The sequence below is a fragment of the Streptomyces sp. CB09001 genome, from assembly GCF_003369795.1.
GTDB lineage: Bacteria > Actinomycetota > Actinomycetes > Streptomycetales > Streptomycetaceae > Streptomyces.
In genome coordinates this window covers 6,825,990-6,843,394 of the sequence record NZ_CP026730.1, presented here as the reverse complement: position 1 = coordinate 6,843,394, position 17,405 = coordinate 6,825,990, and the positions used below count along the sequence as shown (strand labels likewise).

General features: G+C 73.4%; 12 protein-coding genes. 8 read left to right on the top strand and 4 right to left on the bottom strand.

The annotated features are described in order from the left end of the window. The first annotated feature begins 6 nt into the window (after window positions 1-6). From C4J65_RS31525 to C4J65_RS31505, 5 genes are all read left to right on the top strand, one after another. Entirely contained in the window at window positions 7-1,422 is a 1,416-nt protein-coding gene (locus tag C4J65_RS31525; RefSeq protein WP_115745488.1) for an extracellular solute-binding protein, read from the top strand. A gap of 67 nt (window positions 1,423-1,489) precedes the next feature. After that, entirely contained in the window at window positions 1,490-2,449 is a 960-nt protein-coding gene (locus C4J65_RS31520) for a sugar ABC transporter permease (RefSeq protein WP_115745487.1), read from the top strand. 18 nt (window positions 2,450-2,467) lie between these two features. Then, on the top strand, window positions 2,468-3,343 hold the full coding sequence (locus C4J65_RS31515; RefSeq protein ID WP_115745486.1) for a carbohydrate ABC transporter permease: 876 nt from the start codon (window positions 2,468-2,470) through the stop codon (window positions 3,341-3,343). Window positions 3,344-3,487: 144 nt separating this feature from the next. After that, window positions 3,488-5,092 (top strand): glycoside hydrolase family 13 protein, encoded by a 1,605-nt coding sequence (locus C4J65_RS31510; RefSeq protein ID WP_115745485.1) that lies wholly within the window; start codon window positions 3,488-3,490, stop codon window positions 5,090-5,092. Window positions 5,093-5,358: 266 nt separating this feature from the next. Then, window positions 5,359-7,140, top strand: a complete 1,782-nt coding sequence (locus C4J65_RS31505; RefSeq protein ID WP_115745484.1) for a SpoIIE family protein phosphatase — start codon at window positions 5,359-5,361, stop codon at window positions 7,138-7,140. A 220-nt stretch (window positions 7,141-7,360) separates the two neighbouring features. On the opposite strand, the gene C4J65_RS31500 is transcribed toward C4J65_RS31505, so the two are convergent. Continuing rightward, entirely contained in the window at window positions 7,361-9,235 is a 1,875-nt protein-coding gene (locus C4J65_RS31500; protein ID WP_115746720.1) for an ABC transporter ATP-binding protein, read from the bottom strand. 195 nt (window positions 9,236-9,430) lie between these two features. Between C4J65_RS31500 and C4J65_RS31495 the strand changes: the two genes are divergently transcribed. Further along, a complete protein-coding gene (locus C4J65_RS31495) occupies window positions 9,431-10,330 on the top strand; it encodes a lysylphosphatidylglycerol synthase domain-containing protein (protein WP_115745483.1) in 900 nt (299 codons plus the stop codon). Here C4J65_RS31495 and C4J65_RS31490 read toward each other — a convergent pair. Genes C4J65_RS31490 through C4J65_RS31480 form a run of 3 tightly spaced genes read right to left on the bottom strand, consistent with a single transcriptional unit; the run spans window position 10,323 to window position 14,466 of the window. Further along, window positions 10,323-11,630 carry an NAD(P)/FAD-dependent oxidoreductase gene (locus C4J65_RS31490; RefSeq protein WP_115745482.1) on the bottom strand — a complete coding sequence of 436 codons (1,308 nt, stop codon included), beginning with the start codon at window positions 11,628-11,630 and terminating at the stop codon, window positions 10,323-10,325. The genes C4J65_RS31495 and C4J65_RS31490 overlap by 8 nt on opposite strands. Next, complete coding sequence (locus tag C4J65_RS31485) at window positions 11,627-13,030, bottom strand: NAD(P)/FAD-dependent oxidoreductase (RefSeq protein ID WP_115745481.1); 1,404 nt, start codon at window positions 13,028-13,030, stop codon at window positions 11,627-11,629. The genes C4J65_RS31490 and C4J65_RS31485 overlap by 4 nt, the downstream gene beginning before the upstream one ends. Beyond that, window positions 13,027-14,466: an FGGY family carbohydrate kinase gene (locus tag C4J65_RS31480; RefSeq protein WP_115745480.1), complete on the bottom strand. Its 1,440-nt coding sequence runs from the start codon at window positions 14,464-14,466 to the stop codon at window positions 13,027-13,029. The genes C4J65_RS31485 and C4J65_RS31480 overlap by 4 nt, the downstream gene beginning before the upstream one ends. Before the next feature lie 271 nt (window positions 14,467-14,737). Here C4J65_RS31480 and C4J65_RS31475 point away from each other — a divergent pair, with 271 nt between their 5' ends. Both C4J65_RS31475 and C4J65_RS31470 read left to right on the top strand, forming a co-directional pair. Further along, the gene (locus tag C4J65_RS31475; protein WP_115745479.1) at window positions 14,738-15,748 is read left to right on the top strand and encodes a hypothetical protein; all 1,011 of its coding nucleotides are present in this window, start codon (window positions 14,738-14,740) and stop codon (window positions 15,746-15,748) included. A 31-nt stretch (window positions 15,749-15,779) separates the two neighbouring features. Then, entirely contained in the window at window positions 15,780-17,294 is a 1,515-nt protein-coding gene (locus tag C4J65_RS31470; protein WP_115745478.1) for an amino acid permease, read from the top strand. Window positions 17,295-17,405: the final 111 nt, after the last annotated feature.

Sequence of the window (17,405 nt, the reverse complement as noted above, 5' to 3'; positions counted from 1 at the left end):
CCACCCATGAGAAGTGCTCGGTTCCGCCGTACTCGCCGTGCCGGCGCCATCACGCTCGTCTCCGCCCTCACCCTGACCGCTCTCGCCGCCTGCGGCACGAGCAGCAGCGACGACGGCGGCGGTTCCGAAGGCGGCAGCGGGTCCTCCGACCCGGCCGCTCCGCTGGACCCGAAGACCAAGGTGACGATCACCATCGACTGCATGCCGCCGAAGGCGAAGGCGGCCGAGCTGAAGGAGTGGCAGGAGGACGTCGAGGAGTTCAACAAGACCTACCCCAACGTCACCATCGAGGGGCGCTCCACCCCGGGCCAGTGTCTTGAGCCGCCGCGCTTCACCGCGATGCTGAAGGCCAAGTCCCAGCCCGACGTCTTCTACACGTACTTCACCGACCTGCCCCAGGTGCTGGACAACGACGGTGCCGAGGACATCACGGCCTACGTCAACGACAAGACCGTCCCGGCGCTGGGGGACATCGACCCGAACGTCCTCGGCTCGCTCAAGCACGAGAACAAGCTGTACGGCCTGCCCACGAGCAACTACACGATGGGCCTGCTGATCAACCGCAAGCTCTTCGAGCAGGCCGGACTCGACCCGGACACCCCGCCGCGCACCTGGGACGAGGTCCGCACCGCCGCCAAGAAGATCGCCGGCCTGGGCGAGGGCATCGCCGGCTTCGGCGAGTACAGCGCGGGCAACACCGGCGGCTGGCACTTCACCGCCCAGATGTACAGCCGCGGCGCCGACGTCGTGGACGAGAGCGGCAAGAAGGCGTCCTTCAACAGCGAGGTGGGCAAGGAGGTCGCCGAGAACCTCCACGCCATGCGCTGGGAGGACGAGAGCATGGGCAAGACCCAGCTGCTCAAGTGGGGCGATCTCCAGAAGCAGATCGCCACCGACAAGCTCGGCATGTTCCTCGCCGCGCCCGACGACATCACGTACATGGTGCAGCAACTCGGCGCCGACTACGAGAACTTCGGCATGGGCCCGATCCCGGGCGCGAAGAACACCCTGGCCGGCGGCAACAACTACATGATCAAGAAGGGGATCTCCCCCGACAAGATCAAGGCGGGCGTCGCCTGGCTGAACTTCCAGAACCTCACCGTCGGCGAGGGGCAGTTCAACTGGGCCCGCAAGAAGACCGACAAGCTGCCGGTGGGCCTCCCGCAGCCCAACTTCTGGCTGAACGAGTCGAAGAAGAAGGACGACGCGGCCCGGCTCGAGCACGCCACGATGCCGGTCGAGAACTTCAAGGCGTTCATGGACAACCCGGTCCCGGGCCTGGCCGAGCCGCCGAAGGCCCAGGAGGTCTACAAGGTCCTGGACAACGTGATGTCCGGCCTCCTCACCAACGAGGACGCCGACGTCGACAAGCTGCTGTCCACCGCGGAGCAGCAGGTCAACCAGGTTCTGGCCACGCAGTGACCGGCTCCCTCGGGGGGCGGGCCGCACCGCCCCCCGGGGCCCATGAGACCAGCCCCAAGGAGCGACGATGTCGGCCCCCAGCCTGACCCCGAGCAAGGCGGCCAGAGCCCGCCACGCCCAGCCGCCGGTGGACGGCCCGCCCCAGCGCGGCGGGGCGTTCGGCAGGAGCCTGAGGCGCAACCTCACCGCGCACGGCTTCCTGATCGGAGCGGTTCTCTGCTTCGCGTTCTTCTCCTGGTACCCGATGGTCCGGGAGTTCTTCCTCGCCTTCCAGAAGACGGACCAGGGCGAGGTCTCCTGGGTCGGCCTGGAGAACCTGGAGACGGTCTTCAACGACCCGGCCTTCTGGCAGGCGTGGCGCAACACCGCGCTGTTCACCGTGCTGGCCCTGGTGCTCGGCTTCGCGGTGCCGTTCGTCGTCGCGATCGTCATCAACGAACTGAGGCACGGCAAGGGGTACCTCCGGCTGCTCGTCTACCTGCCGGTGATGCTGCCCCCGGTCGCCTCGGTGCTGCTCTTCAAGTACCTGTACGACCCCGGCTACGGCCTGCTCAACGAGGTGTTCGGGTTCTTCGGACTGCCCGAGCAGCAGTGGCTGCAGGACCCCGACCTCTCCATGCTCTCGGTGGTCATCGCGTCGACGTGGATGAACATGGGCGGCGCGGCCCTCATCTACCTGGCCGCGCTCCAGGGCATCCCGGGCGAGCTGTACGAGGCGGCGGAGCTGGACGGGGCCGGGCTGCTGCGCAAGATCTGGCACGTCACCGTCCCGCAGACCCGGCTCATTCTCTCGCTGATGCTGCTGATGCAGATCATCGCCACCATGCAGGTCTTCGTGGAGCCCTTCCTGCTCACCGGCGGCGCCGGCCCCGAGGGTTCGACGACCACGGTCGTCTACCTCATCTACCAGTACGCCTTCAACTTCAACAACTACGGTGCCGCGGCGGCCCTCGGCCTGCTGCTCCTCGTACTGCTGGCCGGTTTCTCGGCGGCGTACGTGAAGCTCAGCCGCGCCGAGGACGAGTAGAGCCGGGGGAATCCACAGATGTCCACACGCACACTCATCTCACCGGCCCAGCTCGCCCGCCCGCGCGGCAAGGCGCTGTACTGGGTGGTCTTCGGCCTGGTCGTCGCCCTGTTCACCGTGGTCTTTCTCGGTCCGATGTACTGGATGGTCTCCAGCGGCTTCAAGGACACCCAGGAGGTCGTGCAGACCCCGCCGACCCTGGTCCCCGAGTCCTTCCAGCCCGACAACTACGCGCAGGCCTGGAACGTCATGGACCTGGCGAGCCTGCTGGGGAACACCCTGTTCTACGCGTTCGGCGCGCTCGCCTTCCAGTTGGTGTTCGACGTGGCGGCGGCCTACTCGCTGTCCAAGCTCCGGCCGGTCCTCGGCAAGGCCATCCTCGGTCTGATGGTGGCGACGCTGATGATCCCGGCGACCGTGCTGGTGGTGCCGCAGTACCTGACGGTGCTCGACGTGCCGATCTTCGAACGCAACCTGCTGAACACACCGTGGGCGATCTGGCTGCCCTCGGTGACCAACGCCTTCAACATCTTCCTGCTGAAGCGATTCTTCGACTCGATCCCCCGGGAACTCCTCGACGCCGCCTCCATCGACGGTGCCTCGCCGATGCGCACACTCCGGTCGATCGTGCTGCCGATCTCGCGGCCGATCCTCGGTGTGGTGTCCATCTTCGCGATCGTGGGCGTCTGGAAGGACTTCCTCTGGCCCATGCTGACCCTGCCCGACCCGTCCAAGCAGACCCTGAACGTCGGGATCTACTCCCTGTCGAACGGGGTTCCCATGAACGTGCTGATCGCGGCGCTCACCATGGCCTCGCTGCCGACGCTCGTCATCTTCCTGATCTTCCAGCGCAACATCATGAGCGGACTCACCGCCGGAGGGCTCAAGGGCTGAGGGCTCCAGGGCCGGGGCGCCTGCCGCCTGCCCTTCCTCCCCTCCCTCCCGGCTCGTCCCGTCAACCTTCGCCGCCGGCCTGTCCGACGCCCCGCTCTGTCCGGGCCGGCGGCGAAGATCCACCCTGCCCGAAAGGACCGTCACGTGGCAGCCCCCAACTCGCACCGCACCGAAGACTGGTGGCGCGACGCCGTCATCTACCAGGTGTACCCCCGCAGTTTCGCCGACGGCGACGGCGACGGCACCGGTGACCTCGCGGGCGTGAGGGCGAGACTGCCCTACCTCGCCGAACTCGGCGTGGACGCCGTCTGGTTCACCCCCTGGTACGTCTCCCCGCTCGTGGACGGCGGCTACGACGTCGCCGACTACCGCACCATCGACCCCGCCTTCGGCACCCTGGGCGAGGCCGAGAAGCTGATCGCCGAGGCCCGGGAGCTGGGCATCCGCACCATCGTCGACATCGTCCCGAACCACGTCTCCGACCGGCACGCCTGGTTCCGGGCCGCGCTGGAGGCCGGTCCGGGCAGCGCGGAGCGGGAGCGGTTCCACTTCCGCCCCGGCCGCGGGGCCGACGGCGAGCTGCCGCCCAACGACTGGCCCTCCCAGTTCTCCGGCCGCACCTGGACCCGGGTCCCGGACGGCGAGTGGTACCTGCACCTGTTCACCCCGGAGCAGCCCGACCTCAACTGGGACCACCCCGAGGTGCGCCGGGAGCACGAGGACGTGCTGCGCTTCTGGTTCGAGCGCGGGGTGGCGGGCGTACGCATCGACTCCGCCGCGCTGCTCGCGAAGGACCCCGCGCTCGCGGACTTCGTGGAGGGCGTCGACCCGCACCCGTACATCGACCAGGACGAGCTGCACGACATCTACCGGTCCTGGCGCCGGGTCGCCGACGCGTACGGGGGCGTTTTCGTCGGTGAGGTGTGGCTGCCCGACGCCGAGCGCTTCGCGCGCTATCTGCGGCCCGACGAACTGCACACCGCCTTCAACTTCAACTTCCTGTCCTGCCCCTGGGAGGCGGACCGGCTGCGCCGCACCATCGACGACACGCTGGCCGAGCACGCCCCGGTCGGCGCCCCGGCCACCTGGGTGCTGTGCAACCACGACGTGACCCGCACGGTGACCCGGTACGGCCGTGCGGACACCGGTTTCGACTTCGCGAAGAAGGCCTTCGGCACCCCTGCCGACCTGGTCCTGGGCACCCGGCGGGCGCGGGCCGCAGCGCTGCTGACGCTGGCGCTGCCCGGCTCCGTCTACCTCTACCAGGGGGAGGAACTCGGCCTGCCCGAGGCGGACATTCCGCGCGATCGGATCCAGGACCCGATGCACTTCCGCTCCGGAGGCGTCGATCCGGGCCGGGACGGCTGCCGTGTGCCGCTTCCGTGGGCCGCCGACGCGCCGTACTGCGGGTTCGGCTCGGAGACCGAGCCCTGGCTGCCGCAGCCGGCGGGCTGGTCGGCGTACGCGGCGGACCGCCAGGGCGCGGACCCGGGATCGATGCTCTCGCTGTATCGCGAGGCCCTGCGCCTGCGACGTTCCACCGAGGGGTTCGGCGACGGTCCGCTGGACTGGCTGCCCGCGCCGGACGGTGTCCTCGCGTTCCGGCGGGCGGGCGGCCCGGTGTGCGTCGTCAATCTGTCCGCGGAGCCGGTCGAGCTGCCCGCGCACGACGCCGTCCTGCTCGTCAGCGGGCCGCTGGACGAGGCCGGCCGGCTGCCCACGGACACGGCGGTGTGGCTGCGCGCCTGAGCCGCCGCCGGGCGGCACCCCCTGCCGGTGCGGATGACGAGGGGGTGCCGTATGGATCCTGCCGGGGTCGCGGGGTCCGGCTCGGCGTGCCGGACGTCGACCGGCGTACTGGTTGTACGTGGTCGGCGCCCGGTGCCGCGAGAGCGCGTGCATGGCGTCGCCGAGCAGACGGGAGTTTGACGACAGGGCCTAAGGGGGGTCCGCCGTCGCCGGTCGTCCCGTGGCAGGGCAGAATCGGGACAGGAGGCCGTGGGAGGAGGCGACGCGTGCGGGAACGAGCGTGGCTGGGCGGGCTGCGCCGCCCCACGAATCCCCTCGTGAGCGGGCACCGGGCGGCACGGGGCGCGCTGCGGTCGATGTCGGAGGCGCTCGGCGCGCGCCGCCGTCTGGCCTGGCTGAACGCGGCGGACCTGAGCATCGGCACCACGCTCGACGTGCGGCGGACGGCGGAGGAGCTGGCCGACTTCACCGTGCCCGAGCTGGCCGACGGTGCCGCGGTGGACCTGCTGGACTCGGTGCTGCGGTTCCAGGAGGGCGACCGGGTACCGGGAGGCGACGCGCCGCGGCTCAGGGCCATGGCGGTGTCGGAGGTCGAGGGGCTGAACCTGGCGCCCGATCCCGTCGGCGAGCTGTCGGTGCACACCGCCGACCGGCTGGGGCAACGGTGTCTGACCACCCGACGGCCGGTGCTGGTGTCCCGGATGACGCGCGCCGACTTCGCCGTGATCGCCCCTTCCCGCGAGTCGTCGGACATCATGCGCCGGGCGGGCGTCCACTCCTACCTGGCGGTGCCGCTGATCGCCCGCGGGGTGCTGCTGGGGCTCGCCGACTTCGTCCGGGCCGGGCACCGGGCGCCGTTCAACCGGACCGACGTGGCGCTGGCCATGGAGCTGGCCTCCAAGGCCGCCGTGTACATCGACAACGCCCGGCTCTACGGGCGCGAGCGCGACCACGTGGTCACCCTGCAGCGGGCGCTGCTCCCCCGGTCCAGCCCGAGCACCCCGGGCCTGGACGTGACCTCGTGCTACGACCCGGCCGCCGATCCGGCCGCGGTGGGCGGCGACTGGTTCGACGTGGTCGCGCTGCCCAGCGGCCGCACCGCGCTGATGGTGGGCGACGTGATGGGGCGCGGGCTGGCCGCAGCGGCGACCATGGGGCGGCTGCGCACGGTGGCCCGGACCCTGATGGCGCTGGACATCGCGCCCGAGCGGTTGCTGGCCCGGCTGGACCTGGCCGCCCGCGACCTGGAGGAGGACCAGGTCGCCACCTGTCTGTGCGCGGTCTACGACCCGTATGGCGGCACCTTCCGCATCGCCAGCGCCGGGCACCCGCCGCCGCTGCTGACCGGGCCCGACGGCGCGGTCTCGTTCCTGGAGGTGCCCGCGGGCGCGCCCCTGGGGGCGGGGGTGATCCCGTACGACCCGGTCGAGCGGCCGGTGCCCGAGCGGAGCCGGCTGACGCTGTACACGGACGGGCTGATCAGGTCGCGCACGGCCGACCTGGGCAACCAGCTGGAGCGGCTGCGCGAGGCGGTGGGCGGCGGCGTGCCCGAGGACGGCACCGAGTGCCGGGCGGTGGCCGAGCGGGTCGGCGGCGACCGGTCGGACGACGCGATCGTCCTGGCCGCGTTCGCCCGGCCGCTCGGTCCGGAGTGCGACGTGTACGTGCGAGCGCTGCCGCCGGACGGCAAGGCCGCCGGGCAGGCCCGTACGGCGGTGCGCGAGCAGTTGGAGCGATGGGGCCTCCAGGAGCTGGTCGACACCACGGAGCTGGTGGTCAGCGAGCTGGTCGGCAACGCGCTGCGGTACGGGAACGCCCCCGGCGAGCTGCGGCTGCTGCGGCACGAGCGGCTGTCCGTGGAGGTCTCGGACTCCGGCCCCGACCTGCCGCAGATCCAGCACGCGGACGTGAGCGACGAGAGCGGGCGCGGTCTCCAGCTGATCAACATGCTGTGCCGGCGCTGGGGCTCGTGCCGCACGCCCGCCGGGAAGGTCGTCTGGGCCGAGCAGGACCTGCCCCTGCGGACCGGGCCGCCCGATCCGCCGTAGCGGCCGCGTCGCCCGGCCCGCGCCGTAGCGGGCGCGTCGCCCGCGCCAGGGCCTGTCTGACCATTCCCGTCGTCGCCCGGAGGGCGGCCTCGCGGCGTCAGGTGCGTGCTCCCGTCCTGCCGGGCGCAGCGCCTCGGACGGGACGTACTTGGCTCTGCGCCCGGTGCGGCGAGAGTGCGTGCAAGGGGCCGCGAGGCAGACGGGAATGGTCAGACAGGCCCTAGGCGGCCTTGTCCAGGGCCGGGCGCTCGAACTGGGTGCGGTGCAGTTGGGCGTAGCGGCCGTCGGCCGCGAGGAGTTCGTCGTGGGTGCCGCTCTCCACGATGCGGCCGGCCTCGACCACCAGGATGCGGTCGGCCGCCCGGACCGTGGACAGCCGGTGCGCGATCACCAGGGCGGTTCTGCCCTGGAGGGCTTCGGTGAGGGCTTCCTGGACGGCCGCCTCGGAGGTGTTGTCGAGGTGGGCGGTGGCCTCGTCGAGGATCACGACGCGCTGGCGGGCCAGCAGCAGCCGGGCGATGGTCATGCGCTGGCGTTCGCCGCCGGAGAGCCGGTAGCCGCGCTCGCCGACCACGGTGTCGAGCCCGTCCGGCAGGGACCGTACGAGGTCGGCGAGGCGGGCCCGGCGCAGCGCCTCCCACAGCTCGCCCTCGGTGGCGCCCGGCCGGGCGAGGAGCAGGTTGGCCCGGACGGTGTCGTGGAAGAGGTGGCCGTCCTGGGTGACCATGCCGACGGTGTCGCGCAGCGAGCGCGCGCTCAGCTCGCGCACGTCGACGCCGCCGACGCGGACGGTGCCGCCGTCGGTGTCGTACAGGCGCGGCAGCAGTTGGGCGATGGTGGACTTGCCGGCGCCGGACGAACCGACGAGCGCGATCGTCTGCCCGGGTTCCGCGCGGAAGGAGAGGCCGTGCAGGACCTCTTCGCCGCCGCGGGTGTCCAGGGTGGCGACCTCTTCGAGGGAGGCGAGGGAGACCTTGTCGGCGGACGGGTAGCCGAAGCGGACGTCGTCGAACTCGACGGCGACGGGGCCGTCGGGGACCGGGCGGGCGTCGGGCTTCTCGTCGATGAGCGGGGCCAGGTCCAGTACCTCGAAGACCCGCTCGAAGCTGACGAGGGCGCTCATGACCTCCACGCGGGCTCCGGCGAGCGCGGTGAGCGGGGCGTACAGGCGGGTCAGCAGCAGGGCCAGCGCCACGACGGCGCCGGCGTCCAGGGTGCCGCGCAGGGCGAAGAAGCCGCCGAGGCCGTAGACCAGGGCCAGGGCGAGTGCGGAGACCAGGGTGAGTGCGGTGATGAAGGCGGCCTGGGCGGTGGCGGTGCGCACGCCGATGTCGGCGACGCGGCGGGCCCGGTCGGCGAACTCGGCGGACTCCTCCTCGGGGCGGCCGAACAGCTTGATCAGGGTGGCGCCGGGGGCCGAGAAGCGCTCGGTCATGCGGGTGCCCATGGCGGCGTTGAGGGCGGCTGCCTCGCGCTGCATGCGGGCCATGCGGCGGCCCATCCGCCGCGCCGGGAGCACGAACACCGGGAGCAGCACCAGGGCGAGCAGGGTGATCTGCCAGGACAGAGTCAGCATGACCGCGAGGGTGAGCAGCAGGGTGACCACGTTGCTGACCACGCCGGAGAGGGTGTTGCTGAAGGCCCGTTGGGCGCCGATGACGTCGTTGTTGAGACGGGAGACGAGCGCTCCCGTACGAGTACGTGTGAAGAACGCGACCGGCATGCGCTGCACATGATCGAACACGGCCGTCCGCAGATCGAGGATGAGTCCCTCCCCGAGCGTCGCCGACAGCCTGCGGGAGAGGATGCCGAGCACCGCCTCCGCGACGGCGATGAGCGCGATGAGCAGGGCGAGGCGCACGACCGTGCCCTCGTCGCCGTCCGACACGATCGCGTCGACGACCTTTCCGGCCAGGACGGGGGTGGCGACGGCGAGCAGTGCGGTCGCCACCCCGAGCAGCACGAAGCGGACGATGCGGCGGCGGTGCGGGCGGGCGAACGCGCCGATGCGGCGCAGCGTGGCCCGGGCGAAGGGGCGGCGCTCGTCTTTGGCGTGCATGACGCTGTACAGCTGCGTCCAGGCCGTGGTCTCCATACTCATGCCGATGACCATAGAACCTCGACCAACATTGAGGTCAAGGCGGCACGGTCCGCGGTCCGTAAGCCGGAATCCGCGCGTCGGCCACCGGTAGTTGGCGCGCCCGGGGGAATGTCTTGTGCTGTGACGACTGCGGTGCGAGTCTCCGAGAAGCCACTTCTGCGCCGGGTCCCGGTGCGAAGGGTCCTGTGTGTGCTCCCGCTGCTCCTGGTGGGTGTGGTCGCGGTGCGGCACCGGTCCGTGCTGGCCGACGGCTTCGGCCATCTCGCCACGGCCCGGTGGCCCTGGCTGCTGGCCGCGGCCGGTGCGACCTGTCTGACCTGGGTCGCCGCCGCCTGCACCCGGCAGGGCGCGGTCGTGGAACGGCTGCCCCGACGGCGGCTGCTGGCCACCCAGTTCGCGGCCGGCGCGGCCAACCACCTGCTGCCGACGGGCCTGGGCGCGAGCGCGGTGAACCTGCGGTTCATGACGGTGTGCGGGCTGCCGCTGGCCCGTTCCTCGGCCGCGCTCGCGCTCTACCTGCTGGCGGAGAGCGTCGGCCGCCTCGCCGTGCTGGGCGCCCTGCTGATCGCGTTCCCCGGCGCACTGCGGCTCGGTGCCCTGCTGCCCGAGGGGGCCGTGGGGCCGCTGCTGGTGGTCGCGGGCGCGGTCCCGGTCGTGGCGGCGGTGGTGCTGGCGCTGCTGCCGCGGCTGCGCGGGGCGCTGCTCTCCTTCCTGCGCACGGCACTGGGCGAGGCCCGGTCGGTGCATGCCCGGCCGGCTCGCGCGCTGGCGCTGTGGGGCGGCGCGCTGGCCTTCCCGGCGTTGCAGGCCTCGGCACTGGTGCTGGTGGGCCGGTCGCTGGGGCTGACGCTGCCCGCCGGGCACATGGCCGTGGCGTACCTCGCGGCGACGGTCGCGGTGGCGCTGGTGCCCACGCCGGGCGGCATCGGCTCGGTCGAGGCGGCGCTGGTCGTGGCGCTGGTGGCGGCGGGCGGGCCGGCGGCCGTGGCCACGGCGGTGGTAGTGGCGTTCCGGCTGCTGACGGTGTGGCTGCCACTGCTGCCGGGTGCGCTGACACTGGCGGCGCTGGTGCGGATGCGGGTCATCTGAGAGGCGGCCCGGCAGGTCCTCCCGGGTGCGGTCGGGCGACGGTGACGTGGACCGGCCCGCCCCGGGGGTCGACCCGGTGCGTCCAGCGTGCCGTCAGCTTCAGCGGGCGGTGCGGGACGGCGGTGGTGAGGTGGAACCGCTCGCGGTGCAGGGGGCGGCCGTCCTGGGTGACGTACAGGGCGGGGCGGGGCAGCGGGACCGCCGTGCGCAGGAGGTAGGGGAGGCGGTCGTCCGGGGTGACGCGGTTGGGGGCGATGCGCAGCAGGGGCGGGCCGGCCAGGAGGGGGACGCCGCCGGGCCAGTACGAGACCGCCGGGTCCGCCGAGTCAGCCGGGTCCGCCGGGTCCGCGCCGGTGCGGGCGGTGAGCCAGTCGCCTACGGCGGTCGCGGCGTGCGCGCCCTCGCGGGCCGCCGTGGCCGCGCTCTCGACGGCGTGCAGCACGCTGCCGACCGCGAACACGCCGGGCCGTGTGGTGCGCAGGGCACCGTCCACGGCGGGGCCGCGGGTGCCGGGGTCCAGGGCCAGCGCGCCGCGCCGGGCGAGTTCGTGGTCGGGGACGAAGTCGCCGGTGAACACGACGGTGTCGCAGGCCAGCACGGTGGTGCGGCCGTCGCGGTGACGTACTCGCACGCCCGACAGGCGCCCGCGGCCGAGGAGTTCGGTGACCGTGGTGCCGGTGAGCACGGGGGTGCGGTGCCGCAGGCGGGCCGGCAGGGCCCACGCGGGGGTGGCGGGGGCCCGGGGCACCTCCGTGACCAGCGCGAGGACCTCCGCTCCGGCGGCCCGTACGGTGTCGGCGGCGGCGTGGGAGACGCCCTCGGCGCCGACGATCACCGCGCGGGTGCCGATGTGCTGCCGGTGCAGGTGGACCGCCTGCTGGAGTTCACCGGTGGTGTAGACGCCGGCGGGGCGGGTGCCGGGGACGAGGCGGGCGGCGCGGGGGCGTTCGCGGGCGCCGGTGGCCAGGACCACCGCGCGGGCGGCGAGGGTTTCGGCGCCCCGGGGTCCCACGGTGGTGAGGGCGCGCGGGCCCGCCCAGTCGAGGGCGGTGACGCCGGTGCGCAGGTCGGCTCCGGCACGGGCGGCCGCGTCGGCGAGGAGGCGGGCATGGGCCGGGCCGGTCAGGGCGTGCGGCCGGTCGCCGAAGCCCCGGTGCGCGCAGTGCCTGGGGACTCCCCCGGGCGACTGCTCGCGCTCCAGGACCACGACGCGTGCGCCGGTCCGCGCCAGCCGGGCGGCGGCGGTGAGCCCGGCGGGCCCGGCCCCCACCACCAGGACGTCGACCTGTCGGCTCGTCACCCCTGTGCCTCCTCGAACAACGCCCGTACCGCCGCCCCGCAGTAGAAGCCCTGGCAGCGGCCCGCCCTGGCCCGGGTGCGGCGGCGCAGTCCGTCCAGGGAGCGAGGCGGGACCGGCCCGGCGAGGGCATCGCGGATCTCGCCGCGGGAGACGCGTTCGCAGTGGCAGACCAGGGTGCCGTACTCCGGGTCGGCGGCCACCAGGTCCGGCATCTGGTGGGGGCGGGGGAAGGCCTCGCCGAGGTTCGGCATGCGGACCGGTTCGAGCGGGCGCCGTGGGCCGAGGTCGAGGCCGGTGTCCGCGAGGAGGCCGGTGACGTGCGCGGCGATGGCGAGGGAGGCGGTGAGGCCGGTGGAGCGGATGCCGCCGGCGGTGACGTAGCCCTGGTGGGGGTGGGCGGTGATCCTGTAGTCGTCGTGCCCGGTGGCGGCGCGCAGGCCCGCGTAGACGGCGGTGACCTCCTCCTCCAGCAGGGCGGGGAGGATACGGCGGCCCTGTTCGCGCAGGCGCCGCAGCCCCTCGGCGGTCGAGCCGGTGTCGCCCTTGTCGTCCAGGTCCTCCGCGGTGGGGCCGAGCAGGACGTTGCCGTAGACGGTGGGGGCGACCAGGACGCCCTTGCCGAGGGCGGTGGGGACGGGCAGCAGGATGTGGCGGACCAGGGCGCGGGCGAACGTGTCGTGGACGACGAGCTGGCCCCGGCGCGGGGTGACGGTGAAGTCGTCGTGGCCGAGGCTCCGGTCGAGGGTGTCGGCGTGCAGTCCGGCGGCGTTGACGAGCCGCCGGGCGTGCAGGGGGCCGCGCGGGGTGTCGAGCCGGTGGACGCCGTCCGTGCGACCGGCGTGCGTGACGGGCGAGTCGAGATGCAGGTCGACTCCGGCGCGGACCGCCTGGGTGGCGTACGCGAGGGTCGTCGTCCACGGGCAGATGATGCTCTCGCCGGGTACGTGCAGGGCGCCGAGCGCGCCGGGGCCGAGGCGGGGCTCGCGGGCGTAGAGGTCGGCGGCGCCGAGGAGGCGGGTGTCGTGGTACTCGTTGCGGCGGGCCTTCTCGGCCAGGCGGGGCAGCGCCGCGAGCTGCTCCTCGTCCCAGGCGACGAGCAGGGCGCCGACGCGCTCGACGGGGATGCCCGACTCGGCGGCGTACGCGGCGAGTTCGCGGGAGCCCTCCCGCACGAGCCGGGCCTCCAGCGAGCCTGGCGCGGCGTCGAACCCGGTGTGCAGGATGGCGGTGTTCGCCTTGGAGGTGCCCTGCCCCACGTCGTCCTGCGCCTCGACCAGGGCGACGCGCAGCCCCGGGTGGTGTGCGAGCCGCCGGGCGATCGCACACCCGACGACCCCCGCCCCGACGATCGCCACGTCGTACGGCTCGGCGGGCGGCGCCCCCGGCACGGTGACGCTCACGCGGGCTCCCCGGCGAGCAGCGCGGTGACCGCCCCGCGGAAGCGGGTCCGGCGCTCGGTGGCCTCGTCGTCGGTGATGCGGGGCTCGTAGACGGTGGTGCGCCCGGCGACGGGGAGCGCCTCGGCGAGGGTGAGGGACGGGTCCGCGCCGAGGCGGGCGAGGGTGCCGACGCCGAGCGCGGTGGCGTCGGGCAGCGCGGACACCTCGACGGGGCGTTGCAGCAGGTCGGCCTGGGTCTGCATGAGGAGCGCGGAGCGGGTGAGGCCGCCGTCGGCGCGCAGGACCGTCAGCGGGGTGCCGAGGTCGGCCGCGGCTGCGTCGGCGAGTTCGGCGACCTGGGCGGCGAGGCCCTCGCACAGGGCGCGCACCAGGTGCCCGGGGGCGGTGTCCAGGCCGAGGCCGGTGAGCGAGCCGCGCAGGTCGCCGCGCCACCAGGGGGCGGCCAGCCCGGCCAGCGCCGGGACGAAGGTGACGCCGCCGGTGTCGGGCACGGTGGCGCCCACGGGGTCGAGGTCGGCGGCGCCGGTGATGACGCCGAGGTCGGTGAGCCAGCGCACGGCGGAGGCAGCCGTGTACACCTGGCCGTCCAGGCAGTGGTCGGTGCGTCCGCCGAGCCGCCAGGCGACGCAGGCGGCCAGGCCCGAGGCGCCGCGGCGCGGTGTGCCGCCGGTGTGGGCGAGGAGGAACGCGCCGGTGCCGTAGGTGCACTTGGCGGTGCCGGGTTCGGTGACGCGCTGGGCGAGCAGCGCGGCCTGCTGGTCGACGGCGAGTCCGGTGAGCGGGAGTTCGGGCCCGAAGGCCTTGGTCGTGCCGGCGTGGGCGGCGTTGTCCACGACGTCCGGGAGCCGTTCGCCGGTCAGTCCGTACAGCTCCAGGGCGCGCGGCGACCACTCGGTGCGGTCGAGGTCGAGGAGCCCGGTGCGGGAGGCGGTCGCGGCGTCAGTGACGTGGGCGCCGGTGAGGCGGTGGACCAGCCAGGTGTCGGAGGTGGTGACCCGTCCCGCGCGGGTGAGGTGCCGTCGTATCCAGGCCATTTTCGGCGCGGCGAAGTACGGGTCCAGGGGCAGGCCGGTGAGGTGGCGCAACTCGTCGGCGTGGTGCCCGAGTTCGGCGCAGAGCGACTCCGCCCGGCGGTCCTGCCAGACCAGTGCGTCGGTGAGCGGGCGGCCGGTGTGCGGGTCCCAGGCGAGCACCGTCTCGCCCTGGTTGGCCAGGCCCAGTGCGGTGACCGGCTCGCCGGCGTCGGCGAGCGCCCGGTGCCCGGCGTCCACCACCGAGCCGTACAGCTCCTCCGGGTCCACCTCCACCAGGCCGCCGGGCAGGTACCGGGGCCGGACCTCGGCGAATCCGGTGCCGACGACGCCCCGTTCGGGACAGATCACCAGCGCCTTGGTGCCGGACGTGCCCTGGTCGACGGCGAGTACCGCGTCCGGCATCAACACCTCCCGGCTCCCGCGCCGAGGGTCTCGGCGATCACTGCGCGCCAGCCTGCCCGTACGCACACACCGCGTCAAGGGTGACTGACAGTCAGTCAATTCGCGCAGGTGGCAATGGTTTTGCGCCGGTGTGGCAAAAGCGAACAGAGGCGGAACCTCCGCCTCTATAGTGTGCGCCGACCGCTCGACCACCGCACCGCCGCCCCCGGGGAGGGCTGTTGTCACGCCATGCCGCCGTCCGGCCCGTTCCGCTCCCGACAGCGGGCGGCTGATGGCCAGGGACGGAGCACAGCCCGCCTACGACCCCGCCGGCCACGACAGCGCACTGCGCTCCGCCCTGCAGGAGGTGCGGGCCGGCCGCTGGATGTCCATGCGCATCCTGCTGGAGCAGACCGGCACCTGGTCGCAGTGGACGGGGCGCACCCAGGTGCTGGCCGCCTCCGCGGCCGGTACGGACGTGGTGCGGGCCTGGCTCGCGGAGGAGCCGCACAGCGTGGCGGCGGCGGTGATGCACGCCCGGGTGGTGGTGGAGCGTGCGCTGCGGGCGCACCGCGAGGCCCATCCCCGCACGCGCGAACTGTGGTTGCAGGCCTGGCACGCCTGCGACGCGGCGACACGGGCCGCGCCCCAGGACCCGGTGCCGTGGGTGTGTCTGCTGGCGCTGGCCCGGCTGGACGAGGGCCTGCGCTGGGAGGAGCACCGGATGGCGCCGCCGGAGCCGATGCTGCCGCCGGGACCGTGGGGGCTGCTCGCCGAGGCCGGCAAGCGCGATCCGTACAACCGGGAGGCCCACCACCGCATGCTGCAGTTCTTCTATCCGCGCGGCGGCTCCGAACGCCTCGCCCAGGCGGCCGGGTTCGCCCACTGGGCGGCGGGGTCGGCGCCGTCGGGCTCGGCTCTGCACGTGCTGCCGCTGTACGTGCGGGTGGAGCGCTACCGCCGTTCGGGTGCGCGGGAGGCGGCACTTGATCTGCACTGGGTGGCGGAGGACGCCACCCGGGAGGCCCGGCAGGCCTTCGACTCCTGGTTCACGCTCTCCCCGCTGGACGAGCGGTCCCTGCCGGACCTGAACCACCTGGCCCACGCGCTGTGGGGCGCCCTCCGGTTCCGGGAGGCGAACCAGGTGTTCGACGCGCTCGGCCCCTACTGGACGCCGCTGCCCTGGGCCTGCCGGGCCCCTGGCGACGGTTCGGCCGGGCGGGCGGTGGAGGTGTTCCTCCAGGCCCGCACGCGCAGCCGTTCGGCCGCCCGCGGCCGTGGCCACGGCCGACGGCGCTCCTGACCCCCCACCCTTCCGTCCCCGGAGGTCTGCCATGTCCCGCCCCTCTGAACCATCCGCCACCGACGAGGAACAGCGCCTGCGCGAACTCGGCTACCGGCCGGTGCTGGCCCGCCGCATGGGCGGCTTCGGCAACTTCGCGATCAGCTTCTCGGTGATCTCGATCCTCTCCGGCTGCATGACCCTGTACGGCTTCGGCATGGGCGCCGGCGGACCCGCCGTGATGCTGTGGGGGTGGGCGGGCGTCGGCCTGTTCGTGCTGTGCGTCGGGATGGCGCTGGCGGAGGTCACCAGCGCGTATCCGACGTCGGGCGCGCTGTACTACATGGCCGACCGGCTCGGCGGCCGGCGCTGGGGCTGGTACACCGGCTGGCTGAACCTGCTGGGGCTGCTCGGCGCGATCGCCGGCATCGACTACGGGGCGGCGCTGTTCACGGGCGCGTTCCTGAACCTCCAGTGGGGCTTCGAGCCGACACCGGAGAAGACGATGCTGATCTTCGTCGTGATCCTGCTGCTGCACGCCACCCTCAACCTCTTCGGCGTGCGGCTGGTCAGTGTGCTCAACTCGGTCAGCGTGTGGTGGCACCTGGCCGGTGTGGCGCTGATCGTCGGCGCCCTGGTGATCGTCCCCGACCACCACCAGTCGCCGTCCTTCGTCTTCACCGAGTTCGTCAACGACACCGGCTGGGAGAACCCGCTGTACGTGGCGGCGATCGGCCTGCTGCTCGCGCAGTACACCTTCTCCGGCTACGACGCCTCCGCCCACCTGTCCGAGGAGACCTCCAACGCCTCGGTGTCGGCCGCGCGCGGCATCGTGCGGGCGATCTGGGTGTCGTGGCTGGCGGGTTTCGTGCTGCTGGCGGGACTGACCTTCGCGATCCAGGACTACGACGCGACCCGCGACACCGCGACCGGGGTGCCGCCCGCGCAGATCCTGCTGGACGGGCTGGGCACGGACGGCGCGAGCGCGCTGCTCCTCGTGGTGATCGTGGCGCAGTTGTTCTGCGGCAACGCCGAGGTGGCCGCCGCCAGCCGGATGGTGTTCGCGTTCAGCCGGGACGGCGCCCTGCCCGGCTCGTCGCTGTGGCGCAAGGTCTCCGCCCGCACCCAGACCCCGGTCGCCGCGGTGTGGCTGTCGGTGGCGGTGGCCTGCGTGCTGGCGGTGCCGTCCCTGTACTCGGCGACGGCGTACGGCGCGGTGACCGCCATCAACGTCATCGGCATCACCCCGGCGTACGCCATCCCGGTGCTGCTGCGGCTGCGGGCCGGCGACCGGTTCACGCCGGGGCCCTGGAACCTGGGCCGGTGGAGCAGGCCCATCGGGTGGGTCGCGGTGGTGTGGGTGGCGTTGGTCACCGTGCTGTTCTGCCTCCCCCAGTCGTCCCCGGTGACGGTCGACACGATGAACTACGCTGCCGTCGCCCTGGTCGTCGTACTGGTTTTGGCCACGGTGTGGTGGTTCGTCGCCCGCCGGTCCTACGGCACTCCGACGGCCGCGGCCTACGGCGACGACCGTGAGCAGGCGGAACTCGCCGAGGGCATCGTCTGAAACGCCCCGATCCGCCCCTCGGCACGGTACGGACCACCTCCCGGGATGCGGCAGGATGAGCCCTCGCGCCGGTCGAACTGCCTTGCGGTTCGGTCGGATGGCGTATCCCCG